The sequence below is a fragment of the Streptomyces phytophilus genome (genome assembly GCF_013870535.1).
Classification (GTDB): Bacteria; Actinomycetota; Actinomycetes; order Streptomycetales; family Streptomycetaceae; genus Streptomyces; species Streptomyces phytophilus.
Genome location: NZ_JACBXC010000866.1, coordinates 1 through 2,639 on the forward strand (window position 1 = coordinate 1; position 2,639 = coordinate 2,639).

The 2,639-nt window shown below is 73.5% G+C and carries 4 protein-coding genes; all 4 read right to left on the reverse strand.

Features of this window, described 5'->3' with window-relative positions; all coding sequences use genetic code 11:
* Nucleotides 1-763: ATP-binding cassette domain-containing protein (locus H5J30_RS26405; RefSeq protein WP_181789839.1), on the reverse strand; the 763-nt coding region annotated here is incomplete at its 3' end.
* Between the two features lie 81 nt (nt 764-844).
* The gene (locus H5J30_RS26410; protein ID WP_181789840.1) at nt 845-1,462 is read right to left on the reverse strand and encodes a PadR family transcriptional regulator; all 618 of its coding nucleotides are present in this window, start codon (nt 1,460-1,462) and stop codon (nt 845-847) included.
* 191 nt (nt 1,463-1,653) lie between these two features.
* Complete coding sequence (locus H5J30_RS26415; RefSeq protein ID WP_181789841.1) at nt 1,654-2,094, reverse strand: CBS domain-containing protein; 441 nt, start codon at nt 2,092-2,094, stop codon at nt 1,654-1,656.
* A gap of 193 nt (nt 2,095-2,287) precedes the next feature.
* The coding region (locus H5J30_RS26420) for an aldehyde dehydrogenase family protein (RefSeq protein WP_181789842.1) at nt 2,288-2,639 on the reverse strand (352 nt) is incomplete at its 5' end.

Genomic DNA, 2,639 nt, shown 5'->3' on the forward strand with positions numbered 1-2,639 from the left:
CGGCCATGCCGATGACGGCAGCGGCGGCGTCGAGCCGGTCCGCGTCCCGTACGACGACGTCGATGCGGTCGCCGCCGAGCCGGGCCTTGAGTTCGTCGGCCGTGCCCTCGGCGACGACGCGGCCGTGGTCGACGACGGAGACGCGGTCGGCAAGCTGGTCGGCCTCCTCCAGGTACTGCGTGGTGAGCAACACGGTGGTGCCGTCGCCGACGAGCGAGCGGACCGCCTGCCACACCTCCGTACGGCCGCGGGGGTCGAGGCCCGTCGTCGGCTCGTCGAGGAAGAGCACCTGGGGCCGCATGATCAGGCTCGCGGCCAGGTCGAGCCGGCGCCGCATGCCGCCGCTGTACTGGCCGACGGCCTTGCCGCCGGTGTCGTCGAGGCCGAACTGCGCCAGCAGCGCGGCGGCCCGCCGCCGGGCGCCGGCCCTGCCGAGGTGGTAGAGCCGGCCGAACAGCTCCAGGTTCTGCCGGCCGCTGAGCACCTCGTCGACGGCGGCGTGCTGGCCGAGCAGCCCGATGCGGTACCGGACCTCGTCCGGCTCCCGCACGGCGTCGTGGCCGGCGACGCGCGCGGTGCCGGCGTCGGGGCGCAGCAGGGTGGCCAGGATCCGTACGGCCGTGGTCTTGCCCGCGCCGTTGGGGCCGAGCACGGCGTGCACCGTGCCCGGGGGGACCGCGAGGTCCAGGCCCGCGAGCGCCGCCTTCGCCGCGCCCTTCTTCCCGTAGGTCTTGCGCAGTCCTTCGGCGAGGATCGCCGTCATACGCCTCCTCCGCTCCCTCAGGTAGTCAAGTTTGACCACCGGAGCGAAGGTATCCCCGGCTCCGGCATTAGTCAAACTTGATTAGGGCGGCTTCGGGGCGTCCGGTCCACCCGGGCTCGTCGCCATCCCGGCCCACGGGTCGCCCTCGCCGGCCATCACGTACGCGCCGCCCTCCAGCCGCGCGATCAGGTCGCGGGTCCACGCGGCGCCGGCCTCGGCGGTGTGCAGCCAGAGCCGCATGATCTCGCCGATGTGCCCGTAGTCCTCGCTCCCCTGCGGCGAGTAGTGCTGGAGGACCGCGGCCCGCCACGACTCCATCGCCCCGACCCGCTCCTTCAGCAGCCCGATGGCCTCGGCGCGCGGCAGGTCGACGAGGAAGCCGACGCCCGCGGTGAGGAAGTCGATCTTCTCGTCGCGGCGGCGCAGCGCCTCGCGCAGCAGCCGGAAGTACTCGGCGTCGCCCGCGGCCGTCATCTCGTACTCGGTACGCGGCGGGCCGCCGGCGGTGCTGGGCGCCACCTCGTGGGCGACCAGCAGGTCCTGCTTGGCCATCTGCTTGAGCGCGTGGTAGATCGAACCGGGCTTGACGTTCGACCACTCGTGGGCGCCCCAGTACTCCAGGTCGGCCCGGACCTGGTAGCCGTGCGCCCGGCCGTGCCGCCGGACGGCGCCCAGGACCAGGAGGCGAGTCGCGGACAAGGGACCTTCTCTCCCGCGGGAATGTGTGCCCTCACAGCCTAGTCAACCTTGACTAGCCCGCGAAGCGGGGGCGCGGTGTGGGAGCGGGCGGAGAGGGGCGGGCGGCGGGCGGGTGCGGTGAGCGCGCGGGGTACGGGCCGGGCTCCCCGCGCGGGAGCCCGGCCCGGTGCCGGTCCGGTCGGTGGTGCGGGTCAGCGGCCGCCCGCGTACACGCTGCGGCAGAAGGCCGCCATCTGCTCGTCCGACAGCGCCTTCGTCAGGTCCGCCTCGCTGATCATGCCGACGAGCCGGTGGTCCTCGATGACCGGGACGCGGCGCACCTGGTGCTGCTCCATCGTGCGCAGCACGTCCTCGACCGAGGTGTCGGCCTCGACGTACACCGGCCGCCCGGCCGCCAGCTCCGCGGTCGCGCAGGTCGTCAGGTCGCGGCCGCGGGCGACGCACTCCACCACGATGTCGCGGTCGGTGATCATGCCGGCCAGCTTGCCGTCCTGGCCGCACACCGGCAGGCAGCCGACGTCCATGGAGCGCATCTTCGCGGCGGCGGTGGCGACGGACTCGGTCGAGTCGATGCACTCGGCGCCTTCGTGCATGAGGTCGCGGGCGTTCCGCGCGGTGGTGGGAGCGGTCATCGCGGGGGCTCCTGTTCGTCTGTCCCGGGTCCGGAGGTCCGGAAGAGGATGGCGGGTGGAGGGGTACGGAAGAAACACGGAAGGGGTACGGAGAGGGGTCTCCGTCACCGCCATGCTCCGGGCCCTCGGCCGCCCGGGCGACATACGCGCCGCCGAACGGGTGACCCGTACGCGCAAGAGGCCGCCGCGCCGCTCAGAAGGGGAAGTGCGTCCGGCCGTGCTGCACGGAGATCCACTTCAGCGTCGTGAAGGCGTCGACCGTCGCCTCCCCGTTCAGCCGCCCCAGCCCCGAGCACTTCTCGCCGCCGAACGGCACCAGCGGCTCGTCGTGGATCGTGCCGTCGTTGACGTGCACCATCCCCGAGTCGATCCGCCCCGCCAGCCGCACGCCCCGCTCCAGGTCCCCGGTGTGCACCGCGCCGCTCAGCCCGAACGGGGTGTCGTTGACGATCCGTACGGCCTCGTCCTCGCCCGTGAACGGCAGCAGGAACGCCACCGGGCCGTAGAACTCCCGCCGCAGCAGCTCGCTGTCCGCCGGCAGCCCG